The sequence below is a fragment of the Rhodococcus sp. no. 34 genome, assembly GCF_054589475.1.
Window position 1 is genome coordinate 1 of the sequence record NZ_BAAILK010000050.1, and the last position, 220, is coordinate 220.

At 57.3% G+C, this 220-nt stretch carries 1 protein-coding gene; it reads right to left on the reverse strand.

Annotation, left to right across the window (positions count from 1 at the left end; genetic code table 11):
- Positions 1–220, reverse strand: a 220-nt coding sequence (locus ACYP01_RS30255; RefSeq protein WP_459683781.1) for an AMP-binding protein, incomplete at both ends; no start/stop codon positions are given.

The window sequence follows — 220 nt, forward strand, 5'->3', positions numbered from 1 at the left end:
CCGAAAAACCAGACACATCAACAACATCAACCTCGACCACCGGCACCACACCAGCATCGAAACCAACATCAGAAGTACTGACCACACACACCGGCGACGCCGCCGCCAACACATACCCATTACGCTCCGCAGGCTGATCCGGATCCACCGGAACATACCCACCACCAGCCCTGAGCACACCGTAAACCGCAACCAACAAATCAACCGACCGACGAACCGC